This is a genomic window from Ruegeria sp. G12 (genome assembly GCF_056533565.1).
Genome location: NZ_JBQFOO010000017.1, coordinates 1 through 794 on the forward strand (window position 1 = coordinate 1; position 794 = coordinate 794).

Genomic DNA, 794 nt, shown 5'->3' on the forward strand with positions numbered 1-794 from the left:
CGGTCCAGCAGCTTGCGGAACATCTCAACACCGGTGCAGGTGGTTTTCGAAGTGTCGCGGATGCCGACGATTTCGATCTCGTCACCAACGTTGATCACGCCACGCTCGACACGACCGGTCACAACGGTACCACGACCCGAGATCGAGAACACGTCTTCGATCGGCATCAGGAACGGCTGGTCAACAGCACGCTCAGGGGTGTCGATATACTCATCAACAGCCGCCATCAGTTCCTTGATCTTCTCTTCGCCGATTTCCGGGTTGTTGCCTTCCATCGCGGCCAGAGCCGACCCTGCGATGATCGGAATATCGTCGCCGGGGTATTCGTAGCTGGACAGCAGTTCGCGGACTTCCATCTCAACCAGTTCCAGCAGTTCTTCGTCGTCAACCTGGTCCACTTTGTTCAGGAACACGACCATCTTCGGGATGCCAACCTGGCGGCCCAGCAGGATGTGCTCGCGGGTCTGCGGCATCGGGCCGTCAGCAGCGTTCACAACCAGGATCGCGCCGTCCATCTGGGCAGCACCGGTGATCATGTTCTTGACGTAGTCGGCGTGGCCGGGGCAGTCAACGTGTGCGTAGTGGCGGTTCTCGGTCTCGTATTCCACGTGGGCGGTCGAGATGGTGATGCCGCGCGCTTTCTCTTCCGGCGCACCGTCAATCTGGTCATACGCTTTGAAGTCACCGAAATACTTGGTGATTGCTGCGGTCAGCGTCGTTTTACCATGGTCAACGTGGCCAATCGTGCCGATGTTGACGTGCGGTTTTGTACGCTCAAACTTTTCCTTTGCCAT

The 794-nt window shown here is 57.8% G+C and carries 1 protein-coding gene; it reads right to left on the reverse strand.

Annotation, left to right across the window (positions count from 1 at the left end):
• The coding region (locus ACR0JN_RS21965) for an elongation factor Tu (RefSeq protein ID WP_480888616.1) at window positions 1-794 on the reverse strand (794 nt) is incomplete at both ends.